This is a genomic window from Flagellimonas meridianipacifica (assembly GCF_003001695.1).
GTDB lineage: Bacteria > Bacteroidota > Bacteroidia > Flavobacteriales > Flavobacteriaceae > Flagellimonas > Flagellimonas meridianipacifica.
In genome coordinates this window covers 702,643-727,115 of record NZ_PVYX01000001.1, presented here as the reverse complement: position 1 = coordinate 727,115, position 24,473 = coordinate 702,643, and the positions used below count along the sequence as shown (strand labels likewise).

Genomic DNA, 24,473 nt, shown 5'->3' with positions numbered 1-24,473 from the left:
CGCTAAACCCTTACACAGAAGTTCTTAAGTCCTTCTTACTCAAAACTTTCACCAAAAAACTTTCAAAACCAAACTGAAGAACCTGGCATGTTAGCTTTTCCTTGTCACTAATTAGTAGTTACACAAAACAATTTAAGCATGTACCTTGCCTCAGTTGACATGAACTGTATAAGTAATATGTTTGAAATGTCCCAAATACAGGAATTATCCTGCTGGATTACCAACTCCTACGGGTCAAAAGAAGAAATACGCAAGCGCCTGGACTACATCGTGTTTATGCTGCACTTTCTGCAAGAAGATACCTTCACTCCCAGAGAAATTCAAGATGCGGTAGAATTGCTTAAAGGTTTGGGGGAGGTTTTGGAGTGAGTTGGAACGGTAATCGCGTAGGCAGTTTTAATCAATGAGGATGGATTCAATTTCGTCTATTACCCAATTTCCATTTTCATTTTTTAAATATACTAGAGCGGTTAACCCACATTGCTGACCACAGGTCGCTGAGAAATCCATGATTCCAAACTTCTTTTTTTCATCAAATAGAATTCTTGAAAAGCCAATTAATCCTAACAAATAAAAGTCTTTGCTTCTATTCCACCTCTTTTCTGGCCCCGGAACTTCACTTAAGTATTTATAATTGTAATCTTCCCTTTTTTTAATTTTTAAAATATCTAGCCTGTAATTGTTTCCAATTTTTAGGGTATCAAATTTTAACTCAGTATCTGAAAAGTACAGATTTATGTATTTATTGTAAAAGGAGTTGTTAAATCCATAAACAGAGTCCATTATTCCGATGATAGCATTAACCGAAGTTTCCTCAGTCCAAATTGATATATTGTCCCCTAGGGTTTTCTTTATTTTAAAAACTCCTTGCCATTTTGGGAATTGCGAATCAATTATTTTGGGAACTACCTCATAGAATACCTTTCGTTCAAACTTTAAATCCGTTTGTCCATTTGAGTAGTTACAGACGGTGAGGATAGAAAATATGGATAAGAGATATTTAACATTCATAAATGCTCGGCGTCTCGAATATGATTTTGATATGGAATAGAATTACAATGAATCATAAATTATTACTAGATATTCATTTTAGTCTACATATACCTCTGTCCCTTGTCCTAATTCGACCCCATCAGCTATAAACTTTATTTTCTTTTTCGATTTAGGCACTTGAATAATTAAAAATGGGGACAATTGACTATCATCATTATCAGGGTTGGTATTCACAATGTTATACTTAATCACAAACTCTTTATCATCCTCTTCAATTCCAACTAAGTCAATTTTATCAAGTCCTTTTTTGTCTTTATCTGAATGAAATATCTGTACCAACATTTTCTTTTTGTAAAGAGTCTCTTCGTCAAGATTATACTTTTTTCGAAAGTCGGCAGATAAATAGTCTTTATTGAAATACTTGTTAAAACACACTATTTGTAGATTAGGAATAGGTGAGTCGGTTCCATGGGCAATTATTTTGTAGTCGACAGCACTAAGTGTATCGTTCTGCGAAAAGACCTTGCAAGAAAAAACGATTCCAATTAAGCAGCTAAATAATAGCATTCTGTTTTTCATAGAATTCTGTTTTTCTTGTTGTTCTCCTTTATCTTTGCCAAGAATCTAGTATATTATAAAATACAATGAATTGTAACGATTGTCAATACTCTTTACTCCTTTTCTACTTTAAATTTCAGAGCAGCTTTTCCATTAAAAGAACCATGTCCAAAAAAGAATAAGGAATCATACCCCACTATTCTTTTTGGATATACTCTTTCTCCATTTTGTAAATATACCCAAGGTTTTTTATCTCCCCTTGAGCCTATGTAAATCGACTTTGTTATGTATCCTATCCCATTTGAATCAATCCTTAGATTTTTTTCATTGTCTGGATGCACTACTAAATTAACTTCACCGGTAAAATCGTTAGGGACTATAATTTTTAGTGGCGGAGCGTACACATAAATATGAAGACCTACTACGATTATTGATGATAGTATAATGAATAACTTCTGGAAGGTGTACTTTTTTAGAACTAAGTCTAGAATTCCAGCAAGAATTGCCCCCACAGCGCCAACTCCAACCCCACAAATGATGAATGTCAATATGAAGGGAAACCAAAATCCATAAGCAGAGGGAAGATAAGCCATTCTCACAATCAGAGTAATGAAGAGAATCACCAAAATCAACCATAAAACTTTTCCGTAATCCTTTTTCATAAGTATCGAAATCTATTTTTATTTCTAATGAAATTCAATGCTTACTTGGGTAATCAAATCGTTTTTAAAGCCCAATAAAATAGGGTTCTTGATTTTTCTTGGATTGTTCATGCACATTCCAGCCATAAGACACTTTATTTCAAAGCGCTCCAAATCATCCACTATACTTTCGGTTGTTTTCGCATTAATAGTGTTGTCGCCAATTTTTAGAACCCCTTCAAACGATGTGTTCGGAAAGTTTTTGTCCCCATCCCAATTGAAGTTGAAGGCAAGCGTAAGTAGGTTGCCGTCTACCGTATGAAACACAAGGCCCAGATCTGTGTAACGATAATTAACTTTTCCAGTGGGGTACACTTTATAAACTTCGGGTTCTCCGAGTATTTCTACAAGATTTTGGTATGTGGTTGAATGGTCAATTGAGATGCCGTTCAAGGTAACCGAGTAGTCTTGATTGTAAACCACTTCTATGGTTTCTTGCCCAAAGCAAATAATGGATGAAAGGCAAAAAAGTAATGCGGTAAATACTAGTTTCATGGGGTTTGTTTTTGATGGTTGCAATGGCCAACATGTAGGGTTTTGCGGTCCCAAAGGGTTTTATGCAGTTTGAGTATTGTTGGAGACTTTTTTCTCATAATAGGTCAATACCTCATTGGCTCTTTGGGTAACAAAAGGGTTGGGGGCATTGACTTTTCCAACTGAGGTCACCATATTGTTCATTGTTCTTTCCAGGGGCCATTTTCCATCTTTGGTCTTCTTTGACTTTAATAATTCTATGGCTGGAATTAATTTTTCCGATTCCACCTCTTCTCGTTTTAGCAACCAAAGTATTTCCAAAAAATCTCCTTTGTAGAAATTGGGAAATGTCAGCAAATCCAATTTGTTTATCATTACTTTTTCCGGATTTCTGGAGCTATAACACACTCTATGCTTTAATATGAAGTTGATGCATCTTTCTTTTAGTGTTTTAACCTTATCATCACGCCTATCTTTGGGGATAAAAGAAATTCCTTTGAAGAGTTTGACTATACCCCAATAACAAGTATGCTTGCCATAGCAGCTAGTGTTGGTGCAAAATTGATTTTTGGGTTCTTCATATTTTCCATCATCAAACCGTTGATTCTTGCAAAAGAAATCCAATAACCTATTGCTTTTTTCGTCCGGGGCATCATTAAAATAACAATCCAAATACAACATATTCCCATTTAAACAGGGGATTGGGAAGTGGTCTTCTTTTAGCGTGTAAATGCCATGCTCTTCATCAAATAAATGGGTTTTTACGGTTTCCAACGGCTTTTTTATTCGGACATCATCCTTGTCACATTCAAGTTCTGCCAACAAAATTAGAGTCCAAAGGGAGGCTTTATAGTTTGGGACATAATGCATGTAGTCGGGATAATGCTTATGTGTTTTGGGAATCACTTTCCAAAGCCCGTTATCATCTCGGCTATCAAAAATTCTTTCAATTATGTTTTTTTTCTCTTTCAACACCTTACATTGTTTCAGTCGCCGCAAACGGTCATATGGCTCATTGGTTTTGACTTTTTCCCACGGAAAGAGCGACCTTACTTTAAAGATAATTGATTATGGGAATTTTCTTGAAATTTTAAATTCTTATTGACGTAGAAAACTGACCGTTTTTAAGCATTACTTTTCGATATTCGTTAGGGTCAGTAGAATCAAAAAGAAGGTCAGTATGCCCACAAGGGTCGTAAAACGCCCCATTTTTTTTGATTTGGTCCAGCCAAAAAGCCCTATATCAATGCACAAGAAAACGATTCCCAAAAGAAAGGATATGGCGCTAATCTGATTGGATATCTCCAATGTTATGGGTGAAAGGTTTTTGGGATACCCTTTAGTGGTCATCATTACAAGTTTTGTCATCCCAAAAACCGATACTAGAAAGCAGCTTGCCGTAAGAATTGTTACTTTAAAAATGCGATTGTGGATTTTGCTTTCTGTTTTGTCGGTTAGTAGATTGGCAACAATGGCTATCGAAAAACCCGCTAAAAGAGAGGCAACTAGTATCAGTTGGTTCACAACGCTGTTCAGATATTCGGGATCTATATCCATGGAAAATTCTTTTTAGTAATTGGTTATACGTGGTGCAGGTTTTTATTCAAAAGCTTTTTTGGTTTTGCATAGACATGTGCTTCAAATTCCTGGTTTTATTTTTATTGGTCTTCTTTGTTTTTGGCTAGGGTAAGCCCCTCTTGCATTTCTGTTTCAAATGATGAGTTTGGGTATTTGGTAAGTCCCGCGTTAAAATATGTAATCGCATTGGTATAATCTTCATGCTTTAAATAAAATTGCCCAAAACGATTTTGCCAATAGGCCGAAGCGTATCGCTGCGTGCTTAGAACATCCTTAAACTCGGTCATGAAAATTTTGAAATACTCAAAGTTGTCCCGCTTCCAGGCCAACCAGATGAGTGCATTTTTTGTGCTGTTATCTATTTGTTTATCGAAGCCAAATCGTTTGGCCCGTTCCTCAAAATACGAAGTCAGGTAGTCCATTCCACCTAAATCAATATACGCTTCTATACTTTCAAAAACCAGTGAATTATAATTATGATAGTAGTGTTTTAGCCCCTTGTAGATTGCTAAATGGGGCAATGATTCATGGATTTCGTCATTGAACAAACGGTATTTCCAAATGAGATTTTTAGGAGCATGGTTATTTAATACTTCTTGAAATGCATCCGTAGAACCTATATAGTAAATATCCTTTTTGGAGTTGGCCATGAACAGGTACACATCTTTTTTGGAGGTAAACCCTTTTACTAGGTCTTCGGAAGCGTAGCCCCCGTCAGTTATGATGGCTCCATCAAATACTTCACTTTGTTGCAGAATCATTTCGCTTATATAATAAGCTGCTGCCTCCCATCCGAAAATCACTCGTTCATCACTTGTTCTGTAGTTGGAGTCTACATAATGAACCACTTCTTTGATTAAAAAACTGGTGAATTTTTCACTTTCATCACCAAATAAAGTTCGCCGTAACGGATTGTTGGTTGCGATACCTACCACAATCATTTCTGGAATGGCACGAGGGTTTTTCATGGCCGTTTGAACAGCCACTCCACTTAGAAAATACCGTTGTCCATCTAAAATGTACAGCACGGGATATTCCTTAGTGGAATCTGAGTATGATTCTGGAGTATAAATTTGAATGGCTCTATCCTGATTTAATATGGAAGACTTAATGGTATGATTAACACCAATGGTAATGGGAGAATTATACTCCTGAGCTACGCATAGTCCTGTATTTACAAAACAAAATAGGGTGAAAATGAGCAATCTTTTCATGGGGTGGAGTTCTTCAAAATAGTGGCTATGATTTTGTCCTAAGTTCGTCAGATAAATTGTACTTATTGTTACTTACTGCTAAACCTTTTCCAATTCAACCAATCTTTTCATTAGCGTCTCAAATAATTCTTCCGTAATCGGAAACTTTGAAACGTGTGGTTCGTATTTCCGTCGAATTAAACTTTCCGTAAACCCGTCTTTATTCGAGGCTTTTTCATCATTCAAGTTTCGAACACAAGAGTCGATACAATCAATTGCTTTAGCAAATTCTGATTCCCGCGTTTTTCGGTGTTCATATTCCGCCATTATTTTTTGAAATCTATTGGAATTTGGTAGAAATGAAGAGATTTTTTCCAGTGCCTTTTCTTCTTTTTCTTGCTTTAATTTCATTTCCTCTGGGTTGTTGAATTTTGCATCTCCAGCATAAACTTCTACAACATCGTGATAGAGTAGGTATTCAAAAACTTTTAGTTTGTCCAAAGGTTCATTGACAAAATCTAGTACTACATCGGCAATCAATAAACAGCTCCAAGAATGTTCTGCGCTACTTTCTTTTCTATTCCCAACATTGAGTCCACGTTCAACTGTTTTCAGTTTTTCCAATTCGGTCAGACTCTTGATTAGTTGTTCGATTTTCATAACAGAAGGTAGCGTTTTCGTCAAACTCCATTTTTGACGTAGTTGAGGTTTTGTTAGCTCCAGGGTCTACTTTTTTTCTTCACGTAAAATTTTCTCCATTTTACGACCTTTTGCCAATTCATCAATCAGCTTTTCCATTTGTCTACACTGTTTGTACAACTCAAATTCATCGGCTATTTCTTCAATGCGATATCCACAAACCACTCCTTTAATCAAGTAAGAATTTGGATGTATGTTGGCTTTTTGAAAAAATGTTCTAAACGTAGCTTTTTTATCAATAAGGGCTTGTAGAGCATCTTGATCAAAACCAGTGAACCATTGGATTACTTGGTTGAGTTCTTCTTTTGTTCTTCCATTTTTCTCCAATCTATTCAGGTAAAGTGGATAAATGGATGCGAATACCATATTGGCAACCTTTTCATTTTTTTCGGTGGTGACTTCCATTTTGTTCGATTTTAAATCTATTGGTGCTTGTGGTCTCAGCTATGATTTATGATATTGTTATTCTACTTTTTACTTCGATTTCAGTTTTTCAATTATTTCGGTCAAACACTTTTCAAATTCCAATTGATTAACCGTTATCGACTTTTCATTGATGGAATTGAAATCGGTTATCGATTCAAAATAGTCTACTGGATTCATTGGATCACCCCTCCAACCTTCACGTCTTGAAAATCCATAACTTAAAGTCAGGTCGTTTTTCTTCTCCACTCTTAAACAACCTGTGTATTGGTCTGAAAAATCAATGGGCAGATAAATAACCTGTCCGTTTTTCAATTCAGCTTGTTTTTTATTCCACGAATCGATTAATCGAGCAACAGCATTTTTAATCTCTGCTATTCCATGTTTTGGTTCAATCGCCAAGGCAAAATAGTAAGTGTCAAATTTTTGTTGTCCTATTAGTTTAGGTATTTCAAACAACAAATCATTATGTCCACCTCCATTATTTTCTATAATCTCTATGTTCAGAGGGCTTTTCATTGATATTTTGGCTAACGGTTTCGGCGATGCCCTGATGGCCAACTACAGCCATTTATTGGTTGAATTGAAAGTACGAAAAAATGGCCAAGTGGAAGGCCTGTATTAAAGCCAGTGTGGAGAACTTTAGTTATTTTTCAAATAACATGTTGGCAATTTCTGAATTCATTTGATTGGGCCTTATTTTCCAGTCATAGGCGCCATTTGTCAACAGGATTATCGTAATGTTCTGATTTGTGTTTTCATTCCAGTAATGCCTAAAGGATGAAATTCCAGCACCGCCGTGACCCACCATTCGGTAGCCTCCTTCAAGTCTATAGGATTCCCATCCCAACCCAAAATAACCATCCTTTCCATTGGCCAATTTAACGGGCGTCCAAATCTTATTAAAGATGTCTTTGTCCAGAATCAGTCCATCTTGTAATGCTTGAAACCATTTGGCCAAATCATTAATAGTGATGTTTAGACCCGCACCAGCATACATTGGTGGCGAATAATTGAGAGGGAACATTTCTAAATTTCCATTGTTGTTTTGGTAGCAGGTCACCCTATTTGGAATCACTTTTTTAAATCCACCATATTTAGCGGAAATTAAATTGAACTTGTCAAAATATTCCGTTTGCATGTGCGATTCAAAATCTTGGTTGGCCAATTTTTCAATTATGGCACGAATCAACAAAAACCCTGTTGCATTATACTTTGATTCCGTTCCTGGCTGGGAACTAAATGGTTTATCCTTTATGGCATCAATAACCGATTGTTCACTTTCTGGCGCTAAAAAAATTTGATAGTCTATTTGGTCTGGAACACCAGAAGTATGGGAGAGCAATTGTTCTAGCGTCAATTTTTGCCATGATTCGGGCAAGTCGTTTCTGCTTGGAAGAAAATCCCCTACGGTTTCACTTACGTCCCTATTATGAATGCTCAGTAATTTATGAAGGGCAATTGAGCTGAACATTTTGGATATTGAAGCTACGGGAAAGGATTTGTCCAGGGTCATAGGCACATCAAGTTGGGCATGTGCCGAACCGAATGATTTTTTGTGCACTACTTTATTGTCAACAAGTATTGCATAGTTTAAACCAACAATCTGTAGACTATCTAGGGTACTTTCCAAGTAGGCATCCGTTTTGCCAAAAACACTTCTATCACTTTCTTGGGCGTACGATTTTCCTATCAAAAAAGTGATTAGAAGTAGCTGTAAAATTAATTTCATTTGATTTGTTTGTTTCAATGACCCATGAGATTTGAAATTGTTACGGTTTTTAAAAAATAAGGATTGTTTTTTATATACCACGTTATGTGTTGGAGTCACTCCCTGTATTTAGTCAGTTAAGATTGGTATTTCTACGTAGCTGTCATTGTACCATTTAACTTCTAAAGGTTCATGAGCATCTTTTATGGATTCCTCGCTTACGGTTTTTCCAGTCCCATAGTTGAGTTCGGAAAACGGATTTTTATTGACATTAATATACACAAGCAGACGACTTCCTTTGCTTAGTTTCTTACTGACCAAATGTGTGTTTGAAAATGGAATTCTTTCGATTTCTTTGGGTTGAAGTAATTGCCTGTTTTCGATATCATCCGCATAACTTGCTCTTCCGACAATATAAGATAGGTGGAATAGTTTTCCATTGGGCATCACTTCGTAAAGTGTGACTCCAAAATCAAAGTCTTTTTTATTTATGCTGACGGTTAATTCACCCAGAAAAGAGCCATTGACAACAATGGATTCTTCAAGAGGTTCGCTTATAAAATTAAATCCATTGCTCAAATCCATATCCTCTTTTATTATCGGATTCGGATAATAATCATTATTGCCATTTTTTCTATCGGAAAAATCCACCTTTTGGGATAAGAATGCAGAATTTACAGGCTTTTCATCATTTAAAGTATAGATGTCATTCTGCTTTTCAGTTGTCAAGTAGAATTTTAAATGGGTATTGCTCATATTTTCAATCGATGACGCGCTTCGCCATTCGTTTGCTCCCATCACCTGGTAATTGATTTTGTTTTGCAATTTTTCGGGCTTGTTGCCATCATTGAAGACATAATCGAACCATTGATAGGTTATTTCATTTGTGTTTATCAGCGCGTCCTTATCAACTTCGTATCCATTTATTTCTTCAGAACCATTGCGCTGCGCGCCAAAATGACTGTATGGGCCGATAATCAAATAGTGCTCGGCATTTGGATTGTATTTGTAATGCTCCCTTAAATAATAAAGTCCTGAATTTTGTGAATCGTTGTAGTAGCCATCTATCGAAAGTATGGGAATATCAATTTGTGAAAAGTCTTCTTTATAAGGCGCCATTTTTTGCCAATACCCATCAAATGAAGGATGGCTTATCCATCTTTGAAAAAGCCTGTTGGGTATTCCGTCAATACTATCCATTCTATTGTAGGATACACCAGTTTCCCACCAGTTGAACATCAAATTTCGAGAACGTTGTCTATCATTGCCGGCGATAGTATCCAAATATTTATTGTTCCCGACTAGAAATGCCCATTCGTAATTCGGATTAATAAAAATATTGTTCTCCATCGGCAAGCCCAATCCAGGTCTGTTTGCCACATAGGGCACAATTGTTTTAAGTGCAGGGTGTGGTTTTTTCAGCGAGGCCCATTGCGTAAACCCATTATAGCTGCCACCGAACATCCCAACGCGCCCATCACACCATTCTTGCTTGCTAATCCAATCGATAACATCATAAGTGTCATTGGCATCATTTTCATAAGGCCAAATTTCATTCGGGCTAAAGCGTTTTCCTCTTGCGTAAGCAATAACTCCCACATAACCTCTGTCTGCAGATTCTTTTATGGTGTTTAGGTCACGGCCTTTGTCCCTGACATAAATGGTACTCTGTAAGATTACAGCCTGTGGTTTGGTGTTTTCTTTTTTTCGGCAAACGATTGCTGATAGTTGCGCCCCATCCCTTGTTTCAATTACAACATCTTCAATCAGGTAATCGTCATTTGAGTTGGTGAGTTGTGTGTTGTCTTTTTTGTTTGATGTATTGCAGCCTAAAAGCAAAACAACACATACATTCAGAAGGATTTTCATTCAGTTGTTTATTGTAAAGACGATTGATTTGGTTGTATGTCGCATTTTCCATTTGTAGCTAATGGTCTCGGCGATGATTTTGGTGTCTTACAAAACCATAACAAATCATGGTTATTAATAGCAAAAGTTTGTTTTATTTATTCGCTTCTTCAAAACAATCCTGCATAACTGCTCTTTCATCTTCAAGAATTTTTTCCGCTTCGATTTTTGAGTTTTTATACTTTTCACCAAGTCTTTCAATAGTACACTTACAATATTGGTCAGCGACCGTTTTATCGATTTCAGGATTTGTGATTCTGAATTTTCTGCTACATTCCTGAAGATTCTTATTTTCTAATTCCCTTTTCACTTTAAAATAATCGTAGACATTATATCCGATAACGATAACTAGAATTAGGAATCCAATGCTTTTAAACTTCTGCATTTATGATTTTTGCAAACGGTTTGGCCACGCGTAGTTTCCCGAAGGGTATTGCGAATAGGTTTTGTTGTACACAGTTTTTTATTTACAATTTATTTCAATCCTTTCTCGAACATTTTCACTTCCAAGTTCAAGAGACTTTTTCCAATTTTTACAAGCTTTTTCGTCATCAAATTTCAATTTATAAGCATTTCCAAGGTTCGCGTATACTAAGGGGTATTTTGGATTAATCTCAATTGATTTCAAATAATCTTGTATTGATTCCGAAGTCTTTCCAATTGCCATTTTCGCCACACCTCTATTCATGTAAGCCTCATGGTCGTTTTGATTAAACTCTAATGATTTAGTATAGTCAGCAATTATAAGCTCATTATTACCATTTATGGCTTGGCGACAATAAGCTCTTTGGTAATAGGCTTCCGTGTCTTTTGGATTTTTCTCAATCGCTTTTGTAAAATATTCTATTGCCTTTTCGTAATCACCATTCTTAGCATGAAATGTCGCAATGTTATAATAGTCGTCACCACCGCAACCGGCTAAGAAAATTGAAATGAAAAGCATTGGTGTGAAAATTCTAAGCATTGGATTTTTAATTGTGTACAAAGGTCTCGGCGATGACTTTATGGCCAGCGCCAGCCATTTATTGGTCGAATTGAAAGTACAAAAAATGGTCAGGCAAAAGCTATGGGTTATAACCGTTGTTCTGCATAATTTTTTAACTGATTCAGAAATCAAAATGGGAAAATTCATAAATCCTAAAAATTGAATTCAAATGGCTTTGGTATAACTGACCAATAACTTGTTATCCCTTTCGATACCAATCCCTATATCTGTAATTTTTTCATTGTTGCTCCATGTCAAGGTATAATATCCCGATTCAAAGGAAATAATCAAATATAGTTTTGGTGAGGTATTGCCATCTGTATCAGAGTAAGTAATCTCAAATTCCCCTTCATATCTCCTTTTTTTGTTTACTTCAGTTAGTCGTATTCCGATTCCCTTTCCCCGTTCTATTGTATCTTTTCGTTTAAAAATCCATTCAGCTTCAATGCCATGGATTGATTCTGAATACACTACACAACCCAAAGGGATGTTACTTTTATTAAGCATAATCTGTTTTAAACTACGTAGACGGTCTCAGCTATGAGCTATAGTCATTATTGGACACCGTTATTTATACTTTCTTTTGGCGATTAGATACTCCTTTTCATTGACGGTTTTGTACTTCTTGGTCCAAAGTCCACTATCATTGTACTTGTATCTAAAATATTCAAACTCATATTTCGCTGGCCCGCCAATCATAATGATTGGAAATTCTTGTTCAGGTTCAAATTCTCTATGAATTTCTACAACATTATTCCAGTTGTCGTATTTATAAGAGGTGGTTGCTTTTTCATTGATAATTTTGTCATCTAAATCGTTGTATGTGCTATATACAGTAGATTTAATAACATTTCCGTTCTCATCATATTCAAAGGTTTCTTTGTAAGGCCAAATGTTATGTTCATCTTCTCTTTCAATCAATTTTGGCTCACCAAATTCAGTGAAATCAGAATACTTTTCAGTTATTCCGTAGTCCAATTCTTTTCGAATCAGCAATCCATCCTCATAGTCTAGCTTAATCTCTGAAACTTTATTCACATTTCCATCATCAGCATTATATTTCTCAATCTCCCTATATACGTTATCGAATTTATCATATTCGAAGAGAGCCAAGTAAGTCAGTTTGTTTCTGCAATAGTTTTGTTGCTTTACGACAAGTCCATTTTTTAACTCATATTTATATTTCCAACAGCTTTTTGGTTCGAATTTATGAGTATAAAATCTATACTTCTTTAGCAGTTCTTTTGGCGGCTGTTCAGGGTACTGTCCCAATGATTTTCCAATTATGAACAGCATAAAAAATGTTGACAATAATAACTTATACATGATTCGGCACAACTTATATATGGCGATTTGAAATATACTTCTATACCCCCAATTTAATGCATAATCGTACTATCTTGTAGAGGATATCTGTAATTTCTCTTAGTGAAGGAAATAACTTTTCTACTCTTCCAAAACAATCGTTTTACCCGTTTTGGCGCTTTCTCGGGCAGCATCTAAAATCTCCATAACCACCATATTGTTTTCCAGGGAAGAAAGGCTGTAAGAGGATAAGCGTATACTTCCTTTTACTACAGCAGCCAATAAAGAGAAGGGGTCGTTGTAGGGCGCCTCTCGTTCAGCTAAGGTGGTTTTTTCTTCTTCAAACCCATCATAACCTTCCGCTATACGTACACGTAGGTCGTTTCGGTTATCGGCATAAATGGCTCCTGTTAAGCCGTATAATTCCATGTCTTTTCTGCCCATGGGCCAATTCCAAGAGGCTTCAATAATGGCTTGGGCCGTATCATAAGTGAGTAGTATGGTTGCATCGTCGTCCACCTTGGGGTTATTTTCGGCTTGCAACTGTTGGGTAATTGCAGTTACCGTATTAGGTCGTTTTCCCTGCATCAGCCAGGTCATAAGATTGGCCCCGTAGCAGCCAAAATCGGTTATTGCACCACCTCCGTTTTCCTGGGGGTCGGTGAGCCAATCCAGAAACTCTTTGTTCACCCCAATTTTTTTCGGGCCTCGGTGTCCATCGCGCACAATCACTTTTCGTAAATCCCCAATCTTACCTTCATTCAAAAGGGCTTTGGCTTTATGGTTGGTGGGGTACCAGGTGGTTTCGTAATTGGTGAGAAGGTGTATGTTGTGCTTTTCGGCCAAGGCTTTCATCTTTTGGGCATGGTCCATGCTCACCGCCAAAGGTTTTTCTACCATCACATGGATGCCTTTTGGAGCACAGGTTTCTACCACTTCCAAATGGTCATAAATGGTACCAAAAGCGGTCACCGCTTCGGGACCAGTAGCCGCAATCATTTCGTCCAAAGTGTTGTACACTAAATCCATAGAAAAGCCATGTTGCTCCGCATAGCGTTGGGCCAAATCCCGATTGGGTTCGGCAATACCAACAATTTCAATATCTCCAATATCGTCCCTTCCCAAAATCCAGTGTACATGGGTATGGGTCAGACCCGCCACACCCACTTTCAAAGGTTTTTCTTGGGATTGCATGTTGGCAGATAGCATCATAAGAACAGAGAACAAAAAAAGAAAGTGATGTTTCATTTAGCTAGTTACAATTTACAGTTCACTCAAGAGGGTATGGGTATCCTTAATAGTAGCAAATTCATCCTTGAGGTTGGCCAGTTCAATCTGGTGTACCATATTCGCCCCAATAAATTCTCCATCAATCCCTTTTTTGCTAAAGGCGGCGGTGGCATCGGAAATAAGGGTCACATCAAAGCCTAAATTGGCGGCCATACGGGTAGAGGTTGAAATGCAGTGTTCCGTGGTCAATCCAGTAATGACCACCTTATCAATGCCTTTCTGTTGCAATTGTTGCTCAAGGTCGGTCCCGATAAAGGCGCTGTTCACATCTTTTTGAATGACAGGCTCTTCGTTTTTTGGAGCGACTCCTGGATAAAAAGCATGGGTTTCTTTGGAAGGGTGCAAGGGCGAACCGGGGTTGGTGGAGCAGTGTTGCACATGAAATATGGGCAATCCTTTTTCCCTAAAACTGTTCAAGATTTTGGTGCAATTCTCTTCAGCCTGGGGATTGTTGCGTTCCTCTCCGTAGTATCCGGTCTCTTGGATTCCTTTTTGAATGTCGATGAGTAATAATGCGGTCATACATACTAAGCTTATGACCAAGTTAGGGATTAAAAACGGAAACCGATGGACAATCCACCTCGGTACATAAAGTCATCCTGAAAATCTTCAGGATTGATATTTCTTCCAAAACCAGCAAAGATTTCCAGACTGAATCGTTCACTTCGTGTCACCCACTTATTTCCCAGCCCTAGCCCCAAGGCCACAGTGCTATAATCATTGTTTCGCGGGCCAAGTTCTTCTTCCGAAATTTCGTCCTCCCCAGTATAATAGAGCCCAAAGGCTTCTGCAAAAAAGCCGCTTCGGGGTTGATAGCCAAAGTATGCCCTAAAGTTGGGTCCGATTCCGAAGTTTCCATTGAAATCCGTAGCATCATTATCAAAATAGACGGTTCCCCCTATACTGGTATCTTCGCTGAAGAAATACTCGTATGAGCCTTCTACGCTTGTGGTGGCCAAGAACAGTCCGATATTGAATTTCAGTTCATTGTCATTGTCGAATCTTGGATACGCTTGTCCTAGTGCAAAATATCCGGAGAACAAAATGATAAAGAAAAGTATTCGTTTCATGGTCAAGGTTTTAAACACTATTGGGATAATCAACTAGTGTTCCAAAAAACAAAGGTAATGGCTTCTTGGGTCAAATTGGTTTTAAAGAGCCAAGGACAATGGTTATTTTTAGTAAAAATTTGAGCATGAACATAGTTTCCTATAATGTAAATGGTATTAGAGCCGCCTTGAACAAAGGGTTTATTGATTGGCTAACAAGTGTAAACCCTGATGTGGTTTGCCTGCAAGAGACCAAGGCCCAGAAAGAGCAGGTGGATGTTGAAGCTTTTGAAAAGGCGGGATATCCTTTTCATTATTGGTTCAGTGCGGAAAAGAAGGGGTACAGCGGTGTGGCCTTGTTGTGCAAAGCAGAACCGGACCATATTGAATATGGGACAGGGATAGACTATATGGATAATGAGGGAAGAAATATTCGCGCCGATTTTGGGGACCTTTCCGTGATGAGTATGTACCTTCCTTCTGGGACCAATCTAGACCGACTGGAGTTTAAACTGACCTATATGGCCGACTTTCAGAAGTATGCCAACGCGCTTAGGAATGATAGACCCAATCTGATTGTTTGCGGGGATTATAACATTTGTCATGAAGCCATAGACATTCATGACCCGGTACGGAACAAAAATGTTTCTGGCTTTTTACCCGTAGAGCGTGAATGGATTGGGAATTTTATGAACAGCGGATTCATTGATAGTTTTCGGCACTTTAATAAAGAACCGCACAATTACACGTGGTGGAGCTATCGTGCCAACGCTAGGGCCAATAACAAAGGTTGGCGTTTGGATTACGGTATGGTCGCCAATTCACTGGAAAGTAGATTGAAACGTTCCGTAATTCTTTCAGAAGCCAAACACAGTGACCATTGCCCCATACTGCTGGAAGTCGAAAAATAACGAAGGGGTAAAACCTCTTCCAGAACTATATCTTATTTTTGAGGCTTTCAAATTAAAAATTGCATGAAATACACTAGAATTCCCCATACCAATATTCGAGTAAGCAAGATTTGTTTGGGAACCATGACTTTTGGAAGGCAGAACAGTGAAGAAGAAGGCCATGACCAAATGGACTATGCCTTGGACCAAGGCATCAATTTTTTTGATACGGCCGAATTATATCCCGTTCCTGCCAAAAAAGAATTGTATGCGGTAACTGAGGAATTTATTGGGAGTTGGTTCAAAAAAACTGGTAATCGTGATAGGGTAGTTTTGGCCACAAAGATTGCAGGACGAGCCGAGTTTACAAAACACATAAGGACCACTGGGTTCAGCAAAGACTCCATCATCAAAGCTGTAGAAGGAAGCCTAAAGCGGTTGCAAACGGACTATATCGACCTATATCAATTGCACTGGCCTGAGCGAAACACCAACTATTTTGGACAACGAGGATTCAATGCCCATGCCGTGGATATGTGGGAGGATAATATCCATCAGGTTTTGGAAACCTTGAGGGATTTGGTAAGCGAAGGTAAAATAAGACATGTGGGTCTCTCCAATGAAACCCCATGGGGAACTATGCGATTTCTGGAAGAGAGCAAAGTACACCAAAGTTTACCTCGAATGTTGACTATTCAGAACCCATATAGCTTGCTAAACCGTTTGTTTGAGGTGGGCCTTTCTGAAGTTTCCACTCGCGAAGGGATTGGTTTGTTGGCGTATTCTCCTTTAGGTTTTGGCGTCTTGAGTGGAAAATATTTGGATGAGATACAGCCCCGTAAAGGTCGAATTACGTTATTCCCCAACTATAATAGATATAGTGGCCCCATCTCGGTTGAAGCCACGAGGAAATACAATGATTTAGCGAAAGCCCATGGATTAAGTTTGGCTCAAATGTCCTTGGCTTTTGTAAACACTCGCCCTTTTTTGACCAGCAATATTATTGGTGCGACTACCATGGAGCAACTTAAGGAAAATATTGAAAGTATAGATGTTGACCTTTCCGATGAGGTATTGGATGGCATAGAGGAAATCCATAACGCCATACCGAATCCGGCACCTTAGAGCTTAGCCGAATAGGTGGGAAACCACATCTTCAATCTTGGAAACCAACTGCACCTGGATATTCGGATTCTTTAAGCCTATCTTATTGTTTTTGGACACATAAATCGTAGAGAATCCTAGCTTTTCTGCTTCCAAAATACGTTGGTCCACGCGTTGCACGGGACGAATCTCCCCAGCAAGTCCGACTTCAGCAGCAAAGCATACCCCCTTTTCAATAGGAATATCGGAGTTGCTTGATAGGATAGAAGCCATAACGGCTAAATCGATGGCAGGGTCATCCACAGAAATACCTCCTGTAATATTCAGAAATACATCTTTTGCTCCTAATTTGAAACCGGCTCTTTTTTCAAGCACAGCCAGTAGCATATTCAAGCGTTTTGCATTGAAGCCGGTTGCTGAACGTTGCGGTGTGCCATACACTGCGCTGCTCACCAAGGCTTGGATTTCAATCAATAGGGGACGCATGCCTTCTACCGTTGCGGCTATTGCCGTTCCACTTAGATTTTCATCGTTTTTAGAGATAAGCACCTCGGAAGGATTGTTGACCTCACGAAGGCCACTGCCCTGCATTTCGTAAATACCCAATTCGGCTGTTGAACCAAATCGGTTTTTAAGAGAGCGTAGAATTCGATAAACGTAATTTCTATCTCCTTCAAATTGCAGCACAGTATCCACCATATGCTCCAAAATCTTGGGACCTGCGATATTTCCATCTTTGGTAATATGTCCAACAAGAATAACTGGAGTATGGGTTTCCTTGGCAAATTTGATAAGCTCAGCGGTACATTCCCTGATTTGTGAAATACTTCCAGCCCCAGAATCCACATAATCTGTATGTAGGGTTTGGATGGAATCGATGATGACCAAATCCGGTTCCAGTGAGGTGATTTGTTGGAAAATGTTTTGGGTTTTGGTTTCCGTGAGGATGAAGCAATTTTCGCTTGAAGGGAGGATGCGGTCTGCTCGCATCTTGATTTGCTTTTGACTCTCCTCACCGGAAACATATAGTGTTTTGTAAGGCAGTTTTAAAGCTATTTGAAGGAGCAAGGTGCTTTTTCCGATACCGGGCTCACCTCCAAGCAAAGTCAACGAACCAGGAACTAATCCGCCACCCAATACACGATTGAACTCCATATCTTGGGTGTCCAGGCGAAGTTCCTTTTCCTGTGTGATTTCCGAAAGCCGTATTGGAGAACCGGCTCTTTTCGATGTAGGCGTAGCACTTGATTTCCAAGCTGGCTTTTCCTCTTTCTGAATAACTTCTTCAACAATGGTGTTCCATTGTTTGCAGGAAGTACATTGTCCAATCCATTTTGGGTATTGTGCTCCACAATTTTGACAAAAAAAAGAAGTTTTTACTTTGGCCACTCGCCCCAAATTTGAGGCTAAAGATAGCACAAAGTCTTAAACCGATTTTAAGGGATTAGTAACCGAAATCAGCTTTGAGTGCATCAATTTTTTCGAGGGCCATATCCTTGGTCAAGAAGTCGATTTCTTCCATCTGAAAGGCTTTTTCAAAGGTTTTGAACGCTTTTTTGGGCTCTCCCAATTGTTCATAATATTCGCCTTCAAAATAAAAGCCCAACATAGTTTCGGGGAATTCCTTTTTACAAATCTCCGCCAAGGGTTTCAAAGACTCAAAATCCTGTTTTTTAAGGGAACCTGCATAAATGGCCATGATATCGTTCAAATCTACGGACTTTTTATACCCAAGAAGTTCCTCAATTCTGGCATAGCGTTTTTCCAGATATTGGAAAACAGGCTCATTCGAGGTCAATATCTCTGTTTTATATTCTTTTGGACTGATGGGTCTGAACATTTTGAAAACATTGTCGAATGCCTTGCTAATCCCATAGGTTGTAATTGAAACGTGGTCAGCGTTATCGTATTCATCAAAATAGTAATGCAAAGACTCCTTGTTTATGGATTTGATGGCATTGTTCATTTGAAGAATCCGCTGCCTGTCTTCTGTTTTTTCTTTTTCAACTATGATATTGTAAAAGATTTCTTGGTCCAAATCGGAAAGACGGGCAGGAACGCGACTTTCCATATCGGGAGCCAAGACAGGGGACACAATTACATAAGAGTTGAAATACGACTTGTCCTTGAACAAAAAGTAATTGCCAAAGTTGGCCGTAATATCATAGCCCACAAACATCTTAAATGGGGCAATATTATATTGTGTTTCCAAATAGGCAATAAGCTCAGTGCCTAAAAATTCATAAAACTTGGCACCTTTTTCCGTAGGCAAACCTGTGGACTGCTCAAAGTCGCAGTCATCCCAACGCAAATCATTTTCAGATTGATGAATTCCTACAACAATGGCTTCAGGCATTCTGCTGTTTGCGCCATATACTTTGACGTTGGCCACAACGACATCAAAAAGATAATCCGCATCTAGAACAACAATCAAAGGGTATTTCTTGTCCTCAGAGTAATTCTCAGGGAAATAATAGGAAACGTTTCTCCGTTCCTGAAGTTTAAAGGATTCAAAGATTTCTTGTTTTACCTGACCGGCAAGGCTGAGGCTAACCATGCCAATAAGCAGGAGCAGATATTTTTTCATTTGGTTAAGTATAAGATGGCCGGGGTCTACCGATTTCTATTCAATAACGGTAGTACCATAAAGGATATTGTGCCAAAAACGACCACCATCATGGTCTGGGCAGTCCACATGATCCATCCATAGGCGTCTCCTGAAGTCTTGCTGATGCCATAAACGGACAAAGCGGCGGTGACAACTATAGGGAAAAGCCCCAAACCACCATTGGTGGTGGCCATGGCAAAGGCACCGGCAACAAAGGCAACTAAAAAGGCGCCTAAAGGTAGCTCTGTGGTTTCGGGAACTGTAAACTTAATGACCCAAAACATGCCAATATAACAGGCCCAGATGAAGAAAGTGTGAAAGATAAAGGCCCCTCGATGCTTCATTTTGAAGATACTCATGACACCATCCAGAAGTCCGTTAAGAAAAGCCTTTATTTTTAGGGCAAAGCTGGAGGTGGATTTTTTAATGAGTCGGATTGCTATAACGAGTCCAAGCACGCCAACCAAAAGTAAGACCAGTGACCCAATAAGTCCAATTCCATTTTCTTCCAGAATGCCCAAAATTACATCGGTCTGGACGAGGAGCGCTATGGTTATGACCAGAAGCAGCATAATGACATCAATGATTCTTTCGGTCACAATAGTACCAAAACCTTTTTCAAAGGGAACTTTTTCATAGGTGTTGAGCGCTGTGGCCCTAAGGATTTCCCCAGAGCGAAGAACAAGGGTATTGGCAAAATAACTGGTAAGGATAATGAGAATATTGTTTATCAGTTTTGGTCGATATCCCAAAGGTTCTAAAAGATAGTTCCACCTGATAGCTCTAGAAACATGACTCAGAATACCTATGAAAATGGACAAGAAGACCCAAATGGGATCTGCACTTTTAATGGCTTCAAAAATTCTGGCCCTATCCTCCGGGGTTGTGGAAGCATAGGAATAGTACACTAGCCCCAATCCGATGAGAATTGGGACAGTAATTTTGAGAAACTTTTTCAGAGAGGTGCTCAAAACTAGTTTAGCCTATTGGTTTCCTCGTTGGGGAACACTAATGCAGGATTGAAGGATTTGGCCTCTTCAATGCCCATCCAAGCATAGGTTATCAAAATGAGGACATCACCAACAGCAACCTTGCGTGCCGCGGCCCCGTTCAAGGTTAGTTCACCAGAACCTCTTGGCCCAGGAATGGCATAGGTTTCCAATCGCTCACCATTGTTGTTGTTCACGATTTGGACTTTCTCTCCCCTAATAATATTGGCCGCGTCCATTAAATCTTCATCAATGGTAATGCTACCAATGTAGTTGAGGTCTGCTCCAGTGACCTTTACTCGATGTATTTTAGATTTTACAACTTCTACCTGCATGGCGCAAAATTAGTTAATTGAGTTTTAGATTGTCTATTAAACGAACGTCATTCGCATAAACGGCAATGAAAGCTCGATATTCTTTATTGTTTTCTTTTCTTTTTATGGGCAGCAAGGTTTCCTCCTCTGAAATGCTGAAATATTCCAATTCAAAATCCTCATTCTTTTCAAATTCAGACCCTACCCAATTCAATAGATGATTTGCACTTTCCGTGCCAAACTTTTTCTTGGCAGTTTCCAACGTTTTATAAATGAAACCAGCCTTTTGTCGCATTTCAATGCTCAATCTTTCATTTCTGGAACTCATGGCCAATCCATTCGGCTCACGCTCTATGGGGCAACCTATAATTTCTACCTTAATACCTCTCTTTTTTACCAACTTTCGGATAATTTGAAGTTGTTGAAAGTCTTTTTCACCGAAATAGGCTTTGTCAGGAGAAACAGTTTTGAGAAACAGTTCCACAATAGTGCCGACGCCATCAAAATGTCCAGGCCTGAAAGCTCCTTCCATGGCTTTGTCCAAACCATCAAAATTGTAGTTTTGGGAAACCACAGAGCCTTCATAAATATCATTTGCAGAAGGTGCAAAAACTAAAATGTTGGGGTCTACTTTCCTTAATAGTGCCAAGTCATGGTCCAAATTTCTTGGATATTTCTCCAAATCATTAGGATTGTTAAACTGGGTCGGGTTGACAAAAATACTCACGACTACCTTGTCGTTTTCAGAAAGCGCCTTTTTGATCAAGGAGAGGTGTCCCTTGTGAAGCGCGCCCATTGTGGGAACCAGACCTAAAGTCAGGTCCTGCATTTCCTTTGATTCAAGAAAAGAAAAAAGGTCCATTTTGGTGTAAAAAATTGACATCTCGAGTATTAAAAGCGTGCAAAAATACTATAATTACTGGTAATCAGCATAATTTTTGTACTTTTGCAGCTACGTTTTTCGGATAAGTAAAAACACGACTTTATGAATGGAAAAAAGATATTGTTTGTATCTTCTGAATTAGTGCCCTACCTCCCTGAGAACCAAGTCTCCTTAATGTCATACGAAGCCCCTAGAATGGTAAATAGCAATGGGGGTCAGATACGTATTTTTATGCCGAGGTATGGAAATATTAATGAGAGAAGACATCAATTACATGAAGTAATCCGTTTGTCGGGAATGAATTTGGTAATCAACGATATGGACATGCCGTTGATTATAAAAGTTGCGTCCATACCCAAGGAGCGTATTCAAGTATATTTCATTGACAACGATGAATATTTTAAGAGGAAAGCCACTTTTACCGATGCTGATGGCAATCTTTTCCCGGATAATGATGAAAGAGCCATATTTTTTGCAAAAGGCGTGGTTGAAACTGTAAAGAAGTTGAATTGGTCTCCGGATATTATCCATGTCCATGGCTGGATGGCTTCTTTGCTTCCATTGTACTTAAGAAAGTATTACGCTGATGAACCGTTGTTTGCTGACAGCAAGATTGTGTTGTCCGTATATGAAAACGGTTTTGAAGGTGAGCTTGACAAAGAAATGATGGATAAAATCAAATTTGATGGAATTTCTGAGGATAGCATTGGGCCGCTTTCCCAACCCGACTATAATAATTTGTTAAAGGTTGCCACCGATTATTCCGATGCCATTATTTTAGCCTCGGAAGGCGTTTCTGATGACCTAAAAACACACATAAACAACTCTTCCAAACCAGTTTTGCCCTATGTCTCTCTTCAAGAGGCAGAAGAAGCTTATACCAATTTTTATAAAACTGAGGTTCTAAAATAAAAAACATGCGAAATTTGAAAGGGATTAAACCTTTGGCAATTGCCATGGTTTTGGTTGCGATGTTGGTTTCATGTGAAGAAGAATTAGGTACTCTAGGAGAGGGTGTGGTTGCAGGAGAACCTTTTACCACTGGCCGTGAAGAATATAATGTTTTTGCATTCAATAAGGGAGTTCAAGCGGTACAAACCAATAGATTGCCCCTATACCAATTGGGGACATTCAATGACCCAATTTTTGGTAGAAGAACTGCGAGTATTGTCTCTCAGGTCACTTTTCCTGGGGGAACTCCGAATCCAACATTTGGTGATAGCACCCAAGAAGTTGAGGATAATGCTGATTCGGATGATAGTGACTCTACGATACCCGAAGAAGAAACAGTGGTAGAAGTAATTTTATACTTACCCTTTCAACTTCCGCCTGGCTCAGTACGTGACACAGATGGTGATGGTGTTGAAGACGAAATTGAACGAACCGAAGCCGATAGATTGGACCCCAACTCAGATTGGGATGGTGATGGTGTAAGTGACAACGATGAACGTATTTTAGGTTCCAATCCTTTTGACGAAACCGAAGATGGTACAGGAGACAATTTTGTTCCCAATACATTCCGAAGAAGATTCGCTTTGGATAGTATTTTTGGAAATAGGATGCAAAACGTTAATCTTAGGGTTACGGAATCTACATTCTTTTTAAGGGACCTTGACCCAAATACCAATTTTGAAGAAGCTCAGGAATTTTTCTCCAACCAGGACTTTTCAAGTTTTGAGGGCGAGGTACTCTATGATGGTTCTGACCCTGGTCAGGAACCACTTGTTATTAGTGATTTGGAGATAATCACTTTTCAGGAAGATGACCCGGATACCGAGGATGTGGATGAGTCCGAGGTAGTAGAATCTAGACTGCCTCCAGGCCTACAAATACCATTGGACATGGATTTTTTTCAAAGAAATATCCTTGATAAAGAGGGGCAGTCTGAATTACTCAGTGTATCCAATTTTTCTGACTTTTTCAGAGGTATACGTATTACCGGAAATGGTGTGGAAGAAGACCTTTTGTTCCTCTTTGACCTTACACAGGCTACCATAACAATTACATATAACTTTCAGGATTTTAATACTACAGATGATGTTGCTGAAACTGTAGAAAGAGATTTTATTTTCAATTTGATTCAAGGTGCCAATGGATTGGTAACCAGAGGAAATGCAGTCAATACTTTTGAAGATGAAATACCAGCGAGTATTTCCAGTCAACTCGATAATGGCGAGAATGCTTCTAGAATTTATTTGAAAGGTGGTACAGGAGTTATGTCCGAAGTATTGCTGTTTGATGATTTAGAAGACTCTGAAACTAGGGGCAGGAACTTGATTGAAGAGATACGATCAAACAATTGGATTATCAATGAAGCCAATTTGGTTTTTTATGTGGACAGGGAAGCATTGTTGAGTGCTGGAGGAACAGTAGTGGAACCACCTAGATTGTATTTGTACAATGCAGAGACCAATCAACCCCTTTATAATCTTCTTACTGACCCGGATCCTACAGAAGTGTTTGAACCTCTTACTATTTTACCAAGTTACGACGGATTACTGGAGCGTGATGGAGATGTGGGATTACGATATACCGTTAGAATAACGGAGCATATCAACAATATAGTTGTTAGGGATTCCACTAATGCTAAGTTGGCCTTGGCGGTATCATCAAACGTAGGCATTCCTTTTGTCCAAGAAGGAGTAGGTGCTTCAGAACCAGCTACCATTGACGTCCCCATAATGTCCACAATCAATCCTTTGGGTACTGTTTTGTTTGGAAGTAATGTTCCTGCTTCAGAAGAAGATAGAAAACTGAAGTTAGAGATTTTTTACACAGAGGCAAATTGATACATTTTGTGGATTTTTTACGTTATATA

Annotated in this window: 29 protein-coding genes; 5 read left to right on the top strand and 24 right to left on the bottom strand. The window is 38.7% G+C overall.

Annotation, left to right across the window (positions count from 1 at the left end; genetic code table 11):
- Positions 1-138 precede the first annotated feature (138 nt).
- The gene (locus CLV81_RS03235) at positions 139-369 is read left to right on the top strand and encodes a hypothetical protein (RefSeq protein WP_158259066.1); all 231 of its coding nucleotides are present in this window, start codon (positions 139-141) and stop codon (positions 367-369) included.
- Positions 370-396: 27 nt separating this feature from the next.
- On the opposite strand, the gene CLV81_RS03230 is transcribed toward CLV81_RS03235, so the two are convergent.
- From CLV81_RS03230 to CLV81_RS03140, 19 genes are all read right to left on the bottom strand, one after another.
- Complete coding sequence (locus CLV81_RS03230) at positions 397-1,011, bottom strand: hypothetical protein (RefSeq protein ID WP_106143611.1); 615 nt, start codon at positions 1,009-1,011, stop codon at positions 397-399.
- 78 nt (positions 1,012-1,089) lie between these two features.
- Positions 1,090-1,572: a hypothetical protein gene (locus CLV81_RS03225; RefSeq protein ID WP_106143610.1), complete on the bottom strand. Its 483-nt coding sequence runs from the start codon at positions 1,570-1,572 to the stop codon at positions 1,090-1,092.
- 92 nt (positions 1,573-1,664) lie between these two features.
- Entirely contained in the window at positions 1,665-2,213 is a 549-nt protein-coding gene (locus CLV81_RS03220) for a hypothetical protein (RefSeq protein ID WP_106143609.1), read from the bottom strand.
- 24 nt (positions 2,214-2,237) lie between these two features.
- Positions 2,238-2,747: a DUF7738 domain-containing protein gene (locus tag CLV81_RS03215; RefSeq protein WP_146129818.1), complete on the bottom strand. Its 510-nt coding sequence runs from the start codon at positions 2,745-2,747 to the stop codon at positions 2,238-2,240.
- A 60-nt stretch (positions 2,748-2,807) separates the two neighbouring features.
- Positions 2,808-3,701, bottom strand: coding sequence for a hypothetical protein (locus CLV81_RS03210; RefSeq protein WP_106143607.1), 894 nt, complete (start codon positions 3,699-3,701; stop codon positions 2,808-2,810).
- A gap of 156 nt (positions 3,702-3,857) precedes the next feature.
- Complete coding sequence (locus tag CLV81_RS03205; protein ID WP_106143606.1) at positions 3,858-4,283, bottom strand: hypothetical protein; 426 nt, start codon at positions 4,281-4,283, stop codon at positions 3,858-3,860.
- A gap of 101 nt (positions 4,284-4,384) precedes the next feature.
- Positions 4,385-5,518 (bottom strand): alpha/beta hydrolase, encoded by a 1,134-nt coding sequence (locus CLV81_RS03200; RefSeq protein ID WP_106143605.1) that lies wholly within the window; start codon positions 5,516-5,518, stop codon positions 4,385-4,387.
- Positions 5,519-5,596: 78 nt separating this feature from the next.
- Positions 5,597-6,157, bottom strand: a complete 561-nt coding sequence (locus CLV81_RS03195) for an HD domain-containing protein (protein ID WP_106143604.1) — start codon at positions 6,155-6,157, stop codon at positions 5,597-5,599.
- Between the two features lie 66 nt (positions 6,158-6,223).
- A complete protein-coding gene (locus tag CLV81_RS03190) occupies positions 6,224-6,601 on the bottom strand; it encodes a DUF2200 domain-containing protein (RefSeq protein WP_106143603.1) in 378 nt (125 codons plus the stop codon).
- 69 nt (positions 6,602-6,670) lie between these two features.
- Complete coding sequence (locus CLV81_RS03185; RefSeq protein ID WP_146129817.1) at positions 6,671-7,138, bottom strand: hypothetical protein; 468 nt, start codon at positions 7,136-7,138, stop codon at positions 6,671-6,673.
- Between the two features lie 127 nt (positions 7,139-7,265).
- Positions 7,266-8,351, bottom strand: coding sequence for a serine hydrolase domain-containing protein (locus tag CLV81_RS03180; RefSeq protein ID WP_106143601.1), 1,086 nt, complete (start codon positions 8,349-8,351; stop codon positions 7,266-7,268).
- A gap of 108 nt (positions 8,352-8,459) precedes the next feature.
- A complete protein-coding gene (locus tag CLV81_RS03175; protein ID WP_106143600.1) occupies positions 8,460-10,199 on the bottom strand; it encodes a CocE/NonD family hydrolase in 1,740 nt (579 codons plus the stop codon).
- Between the two features lie 133 nt (positions 10,200-10,332).
- Positions 10,333-10,623 carry a hypothetical protein gene (locus CLV81_RS03170; RefSeq protein WP_106143599.1) on the bottom strand — a complete coding sequence of 97 codons (291 nt, stop codon included), beginning with the start codon at positions 10,621-10,623 and terminating at the stop codon, positions 10,333-10,335.
- 78 nt (positions 10,624-10,701) lie between these two features.
- Positions 10,702-11,202 carry a tetratricopeptide repeat protein gene (locus CLV81_RS03165; protein WP_158259065.1) on the bottom strand — a complete coding sequence of 167 codons (501 nt, stop codon included), beginning with the start codon at positions 11,200-11,202 and terminating at the stop codon, positions 10,702-10,704.
- A 186-nt stretch (positions 11,203-11,388) separates the two neighbouring features.
- The gene (locus tag CLV81_RS03160) at positions 11,389-11,730 is read right to left on the bottom strand and encodes a hypothetical protein (protein ID WP_146129816.1); all 342 of its coding nucleotides are present in this window, start codon (positions 11,728-11,730) and stop codon (positions 11,389-11,391) included.
- A 60-nt stretch (positions 11,731-11,790) separates the two neighbouring features.
- Positions 11,791-12,549: a hypothetical protein gene (locus CLV81_RS03155; protein WP_158259064.1), complete on the bottom strand. Its 759-nt coding sequence runs from the start codon at positions 12,547-12,549 to the stop codon at positions 11,791-11,793.
- 120 nt (positions 12,550-12,669) lie between these two features.
- Complete coding sequence (locus CLV81_RS03150; RefSeq protein WP_106143595.1) at positions 12,670-13,776, bottom strand: Gfo/Idh/MocA family protein; 1,107 nt, start codon at positions 13,774-13,776, stop codon at positions 12,670-12,672.
- A 15-nt stretch (positions 13,777-13,791) separates the two neighbouring features.
- Entirely contained in the window at positions 13,792-14,340 is a 549-nt protein-coding gene (locus CLV81_RS03145) for a cysteine hydrolase family protein (protein WP_106143594.1), read from the bottom strand.
- A 29-nt stretch (positions 14,341-14,369) separates the two neighbouring features.
- Entirely contained in the window at positions 14,370-14,888 is a 519-nt protein-coding gene (locus tag CLV81_RS03140; protein ID WP_106144893.1) for a hypothetical protein, read from the bottom strand.
- A gap of 125 nt (positions 14,889-15,013) precedes the next feature.
- On the opposite strand from CLV81_RS03140, the gene CLV81_RS03135 reads away from it, so the two are divergent.
- Both CLV81_RS03135 and CLV81_RS03130 read left to right on the top strand, forming a co-directional pair.
- The gene (locus tag CLV81_RS03135; protein WP_106144892.1) at positions 15,014-15,778 is read left to right on the top strand and encodes an exodeoxyribonuclease III; all 765 of its coding nucleotides are present in this window, start codon (positions 15,014-15,016) and stop codon (positions 15,776-15,778) included.
- Between the two features lie 63 nt (positions 15,779-15,841).
- Entirely contained in the window at positions 15,842-16,882 is a 1,041-nt protein-coding gene (locus tag CLV81_RS03130; protein ID WP_106143593.1) for an NADP(H)-dependent aldo-keto reductase, read from the top strand.
- A gap of 3 nt (positions 16,883-16,885) precedes the next feature.
- Here the strand turns inward: CLV81_RS03130 and radA are convergent, their stop codons facing one another.
- Genes radA through panC form a run of 5 tightly spaced genes read right to left on the bottom strand, consistent with a single transcriptional unit; the run spans position 16,886 to position 21,655 of the window.
- On the bottom strand, positions 16,886-18,250 hold the full coding sequence (radA, locus tag CLV81_RS03125; protein WP_106144891.1) for a DNA repair protein RadA: 1,365 nt from the start codon (positions 18,248-18,250) through the stop codon (positions 16,886-16,888).
- A 55-nt stretch (positions 18,251-18,305) separates the two neighbouring features.
- The gene (locus CLV81_RS03120; RefSeq protein ID WP_106143592.1) at positions 18,306-19,448 is read right to left on the bottom strand and encodes an alpha/beta hydrolase; all 1,143 of its coding nucleotides are present in this window, start codon (positions 19,446-19,448) and stop codon (positions 18,306-18,308) included.
- A 26-nt stretch (positions 19,449-19,474) separates the two neighbouring features.
- Positions 19,475-20,440, bottom strand: a complete 966-nt coding sequence (locus tag CLV81_RS03115) for a lysylphosphatidylglycerol synthase transmembrane domain-containing protein (protein ID WP_106143591.1) — start codon at positions 20,438-20,440, stop codon at positions 19,475-19,477.
- Between the two features lie 2 nt (positions 20,441-20,442).
- Positions 20,443-20,793 (bottom strand): aspartate 1-decarboxylase, encoded by a 351-nt coding sequence (gene panD, locus CLV81_RS03110; protein ID WP_106143590.1) that lies wholly within the window; start codon positions 20,791-20,793, stop codon positions 20,443-20,445.
- A gap of 13 nt (positions 20,794-20,806) precedes the next feature.
- Positions 20,807-21,655 carry a pantoate--beta-alanine ligase gene (panC, locus tag CLV81_RS03105; protein WP_106143589.1) on the bottom strand — a complete coding sequence of 283 codons (849 nt, stop codon included), beginning with the start codon at positions 21,653-21,655 and terminating at the stop codon, positions 20,807-20,809.
- 102 nt (positions 21,656-21,757) lie between these two features.
- Here panC and CLV81_RS03100 point away from each other — a divergent pair, with 102 nt between their 5' ends.
- Both CLV81_RS03100 and CLV81_RS03095 read left to right on the top strand, forming a co-directional pair.
- Entirely contained in the window at positions 21,758-22,567 is an 810-nt protein-coding gene (locus tag CLV81_RS03100) for a glycogen/starch synthase (protein ID WP_106143588.1), read from the top strand.
- A 5-nt stretch (positions 22,568-22,572) separates the two neighbouring features.
- Entirely contained in the window at positions 22,573-24,444 is a 1,872-nt protein-coding gene (locus CLV81_RS03095) for a DUF4270 domain-containing protein (RefSeq protein WP_106143587.1), read from the top strand.
- Positions 24,445-24,473 lie beyond the last annotated feature (29 nt).

Coding starts and splice junctions, on each gene's coding strand:
- CLV81_RS03225 (WP_106143610.1), bottom strand. CDS start 1,572: ATGAAAAACAGAATGCTATTATTTAGCTGCTTAATTGGAATCGTTTTT.
- CLV81_RS03200 (WP_106143605.1), bottom strand. CDS start 5,518: ATGAAAAGATTGCTCATTTTCACCCTATTTTGTTTTGTAAATACAGGA.
- CLV81_RS03230 (WP_106143611.1), bottom strand. CDS start 1,011: ATGAATGTTAAATATCTCTTATCCATATTTTCTATCCTCACCGTCTGT.
- CLV81_RS03100 (WP_106143588.1), top strand. CDS start 21,758: ATGAATGGAAAAAAGATATTGTTTGTATCTTCTGAATTAGTGCCCTAC.
- CLV81_RS03235 (WP_158259066.1), top strand. CDS start 139: ATGTACCTTGCCTCAGTTGACATGAACTGTATAAGTAATATGTTTGAA.
- CLV81_RS03150 (WP_106143595.1), bottom strand. CDS start 13,776: ATGAAACATCACTTTCTTTTTTTGTTCTCTGTTCTTATGATGCTATCT.
- CLV81_RS03120 (WP_106143592.1), bottom strand. CDS start 19,448: ATGAAAAAATATCTGCTCCTGCTTATTGGCATGGTTAGCCTCAGCCTT.
- CLV81_RS03195 (WP_106143604.1), bottom strand. CDS start 6,157: ATGAAAATCGAACAACTAATCAAGAGTCTGACCGAATTGGAAAAACTG.
- CLV81_RS03205 (WP_106143606.1), bottom strand. CDS start 4,283: ATGGATATAGATCCCGAATATCTGAACAGCGTTGTGAACCAACTGATA.
- CLV81_RS03165 (WP_158259065.1), bottom strand. CDS start 11,202: ATGCTTAGAATTTTCACACCAATGCTTTTCATTTCAATTTTCTTAGCC.
- CLV81_RS03180 (WP_106143601.1), bottom strand. CDS start 8,351: ATGAAATTAATTTTACAGCTACTTCTAATCACTTTTTTGATAGGAAAA.
- CLV81_RS03145 (WP_106143594.1), bottom strand. CDS start 14,340: ATGACCGCATTATTACTCATCGACATTCAAAAAGGAATCCAAGAGACC.
- CLV81_RS03095 (WP_106143587.1), top strand. CDS start 22,573: ATGCGAAATTTGAAAGGGATTAAACCTTTGGCAATTGCCATGGTTTTG.
- panD (WP_106143590.1), bottom strand. CDS start 20,793: ATGCAGGTAGAAGTTGTAAAATCTAAAATACATCGAGTAAAGGTCACT.
- CLV81_RS03140 (WP_106144893.1), bottom strand. CDS start 14,888: ATGAAACGAATACTTTTCTTTATCATTTTGTTCTCCGGATATTTTGCA.
- CLV81_RS03170 (WP_106143599.1), bottom strand. CDS start 10,623: ATGCAGAAGTTTAAAAGCATTGGATTCCTAATTCTAGTTATCGTTATC.
- CLV81_RS03160 (WP_146129816.1), bottom strand. CDS start 11,730: ATGCTTAATAAAAGTAACATCCCTTTGGGTTGTGTAGTGTATTCAGAA.
- CLV81_RS03190 (WP_106143603.1), bottom strand. CDS start 6,601: ATGGAAGTCACCACCGAAAAAAATGAAAAGGTTGCCAATATGGTATTC.
- CLV81_RS03175 (WP_106143600.1), bottom strand. CDS start 10,199: ATGAAAATCCTTCTGAATGTATGTGTTGTTTTGCTTTTAGGCTGCAAT.
- CLV81_RS03135 (WP_106144892.1), top strand. CDS start 15,014: ATGAACATAGTTTCCTATAATGTAAATGGTATTAGAGCCGCCTTGAAC.
- CLV81_RS03155 (WP_158259064.1), bottom strand. CDS start 12,549: ATGTATAAGTTATTATTGTCAACATTTTTTATGCTGTTCATAATTGGA.
- CLV81_RS03220 (WP_106143609.1), bottom strand. CDS start 2,213: ATGAAAAAGGATTACGGAAAAGTTTTATGGTTGATTTTGGTGATTCTC.
- CLV81_RS03215 (WP_146129818.1), bottom strand. CDS start 2,747: ATGAAACTAGTATTTACCGCATTACTTTTTTGCCTTTCATCCATTATT.
- panC (WP_106143589.1), bottom strand. CDS start 21,655: ATGTCAATTTTTTACACCAAAATGGACCTTTTTTCTTTTCTTGAATCA.
- CLV81_RS03185 (WP_146129817.1), bottom strand. CDS start 7,138: ATGAAAAGCCCTCTGAACATAGAGATTATAGAAAATAATGGAGGTGGA.
- CLV81_RS03130 (WP_106143593.1), top strand. CDS start 15,842: ATGAAATACACTAGAATTCCCCATACCAATATTCGAGTAAGCAAGATT.